The organism is Blastomonas sp. UPD001 (assembly GCF_003426715.1).
In the GTDB taxonomy this organism is placed as follows: Bacteria; Pseudomonadota; Alphaproteobacteria; order Sphingomonadales; family Sphingomonadaceae; genus Blastomonas.
In genome coordinates this window covers 1,944,805-1,947,630 of the sequence record NZ_QKVT01000001.1, presented here as the reverse complement: position 1 = coordinate 1,947,630, position 2,826 = coordinate 1,944,805, and the positions used below count along the sequence as shown (strand labels likewise).

Here is a 2,826-nt window from a genome sequence, read left to right as displayed (position 1 = left end):
CGCTTGGCCGCGCTGGCGCTGCGACGGCTCAACCTGATGCAGGATCCGCCGCCGCCTGACGAGGTGTATTAACCGTATTGGTTATTTCCGGTTGACATCGTCACGGCGATATTATACTTGACATACCCACGCAAAACAGGGAAAAGGGCCTCGTCATCAAAAAGGTTCTTAACCATGTCGGCACTTTCCGCTCCCCACTTCCACAACGAAGAAGCAGCTTACGCCTACGTTGAGGCGCGGATTTGGCCCGAAGGCCCTGTTTGCCCGCATTGCGGCGGCGTTGACCGCATTGGTAAAATGGGCGGCAAATCGACCCGCATTGGCACCTATAAGTGCTACCAGTGCCGCAAGCCGTTCACCGTGAAGATCGGCACCATTTTTGAAGCATCGCATGTGCCGATGCACATCTGGCTTCAGGCGATGTATTTGATCGCTGGCAGCAAGAAAGGCATTAGCAGCAACCAGCTACACCGCACCCTTGGTGTAACCCTCAAGACCGCGTGGTTCATGTCGCATCGCATCCGTGAAGCAATGCGCGACGGTTCGCCTGACTTGATGGGCGGCAATGGTGGCCGGGTCGAAGTTGACGAGACTTTCATCGGCTACAATCCGCGCGTGAAGAAGGCTAAGGGCAAGGGCGGATCGGCTCACAAGCTGCGCGTTGTCGCCCTGATCGACCGTGAAAGCGGCAAGGCCCGTTCAATGCCCGCTAATTCGCTGGTGCGTGACGAGGTTGCGCAGATCGTGCGCGCCAACGTCGCCAAGGAAGCCAAGCTCACTACCGACGAAAGCCGCCTCTACAGCGCCGTGGGCAAGGAATATGCCTCGCATGATTACGTCACCCATGGCCGTAGCGAATACGTGCGTGGTGACGTTTCCACCAACACCGTTGAGGGCTATTTCAGCATCTTCAAGCGCGGGATGCGCGGCATTTACCAGCACTGCCACGAAAACCACCTGCACCGGTATCTGGCGGAATTTGACTTCCGCTACACCAACCGTCAGGCTCGTGGCTGCAATGATGCAGACCGCGCCGACCGCCTGTTGCAGGGCGTCATCGGCAAGCGGCTCACCTATGAAACGATTGGTGCGCGGTAATGCCCAAAAAGAAGCAGCCAGAAAGCCAGGAGCAGCAAAGCGCGAGGTTTCGCGCCGAAGCCGAGCGCATGATTGCCGCTGGCGAACTAAACCCCACAGAGGCAGATAGACGGTTCAAACTCCTACTAGGTCATCTGAAGGTGAAGTAGGCGGTGGGTTCCCGTCCTCGCCGGTCAGACCTGCCAGCTTGGTCATGAAAAATGCAGTGCACCGAATAATGTGCACAGCTTCGTGCGGTGCATAAATTGTCTCGACATGCATTGTGGCGTTCCGCCAAGGATTCCTAACGGCATCAAGGTGGGCATACAGGTCATCGAACGCAGCACCTTCGGTGTGCGGTAGACGAGTTTTGGGCGGCCACAGCTCATCTATCTTCGCCTTAATAACAGACAATATTATTGCCCAATTTTTTTCTGAGGCTTTGGTCGGGTCAGGGATTGCAAGGCGCTTGGCTAACGCCCGAATGCCAATTTCTAACATCCGCATCGCATGAAATACAGCCGCAGTGTATCGACCTAAAGCAACGCACTTAGCGGCCTCCTCAATTTCAAATGATGCATTTGGATATACTACGGAGTATTCTGGATATTGGAGCAAGTCTTCAGCCGGGGCCATGTAAGGAGTCTCTTGGGCTGAAAGCGTGAATAGCTGAATATCTGACAAAAAGTCGGCAAATCTGCTTTCAATGTCGTGAAGCGCATGGACAGCCATGCCTACTGATAGATGGCACGGAACCTGCTCAAGGCGAGCGATGAAACGCTCGGCGGAGAGGCTGGCAAGTCTAGCCCCAATTTTCAGTAGTTCGGCATTGAAGGAACGCACTGGTGGTAAAATGGCAGCCACGCTTTCAGGCAAAAGCAGCTCGCCTGCCTCAGCTGAAAGGCTTGAGCATATTTGATGGAGGCGCGCCACCGATGTGGCTGCACCTAAAAAGGCGGGGGCGTTAAGCTCAAGCATATCTTTCAAACTCACGCATCTGTCAGGGGCTACCATTTAACACCCCTTTCATTGCGTGGGTATGCGAAATATAACAATGCCCATCGTCACGCTGATTGGGTACAAAACAGTAACATCGAGATGGAGCGAGTCGGGATACCCCGGTGACAGGCTCTCTCGCCTATCCAGTGCCCCGCGGAGAATGCCTTGTCCGACAGCCTGTCGGAGGAAAGCCTGTGCGCGTTCCTCGACCATCTTGCCGAAACCTCGAACGTCTCGCTTTCGGCCAAGCGTGCCGGAGTGTCGCGATCGGCAGTCTATCGGCTGCGGGCGAGCTGCCCGGCATTCAGCCATGGCTGGCAGATGGCGATCGCCACCGGCTATGACGAGCTCGAGTTCCGTATGCTCAAGACCGCGCGCTTCGGCACGATCAAGCCGGTGAAGCGCCCCGATGGCAGCATCGGCAAGGCCACCGAATTCGACGATGCACAGGGGCTGAAGCTGCTGATGGCGTACAAGCAGAGCGTCGAAAAGGCGCGCGCCGATCCGCCCGCCGATCCGCAGAGCGCCAAGAACGTGCGCGACCAGCTTGCCGCCACGCTGGAGCAGATCCGCGAGCGGCTCGGCACCGCTGCCGGTGCGGAGCGAACCGACGTCCAACAGGCGCCGGGCGCGGCTGAGCCCGCGCGCGAATGAACAGCCTTTCGCTGGCCGAACGGCTGGCGGCAATGCCGGCAGAAGCGGCCAGGCTCTATCTGCAAGAATTGCCCGATGCGGCGGTGCAGGCGCTCG

At 57.4% G+C, this 2,826-nt stretch carries 3 protein-coding genes; 2 read left to right on the top strand and 1 reads right to left on the bottom strand.

Features of this window, described 5'->3' with window-relative positions; all coding sequences use genetic code 11:
* The first annotated feature begins 174 nt into the window (after nucleotides 1-174).
* Complete coding sequence (locus DM995_RS09900) at nucleotides 175-1,098, top strand: IS1595 family transposase (protein WP_116969318.1); 924 nt, start codon at nucleotides 175-177, stop codon at nucleotides 1,096-1,098.
* A gap of 114 nt (nucleotides 1,099-1,212) precedes the next feature.
* On the opposite strand, the gene DM995_RS21245 is transcribed toward DM995_RS09900, so the two are convergent.
* Nucleotides 1,213-2,070 carry a hypothetical protein gene (locus tag DM995_RS21245; RefSeq protein ID WP_157973153.1) on the bottom strand — a complete coding sequence of 286 codons (858 nt, stop codon included), beginning with the start codon at nucleotides 2,068-2,070 and terminating at the stop codon, nucleotides 1,213-1,215.
* Between the two features lie 171 nt (nucleotides 2,071-2,241).
* Between DM995_RS21245 and DM995_RS09895 the strand changes: the two genes are divergently transcribed.
* Entirely contained in the window at nucleotides 2,242-2,730 is a 489-nt protein-coding gene (locus DM995_RS09895; protein WP_116969317.1) for a hypothetical protein, read from the top strand.
* Nucleotides 2,731-2,826 lie beyond the last annotated feature (96 nt).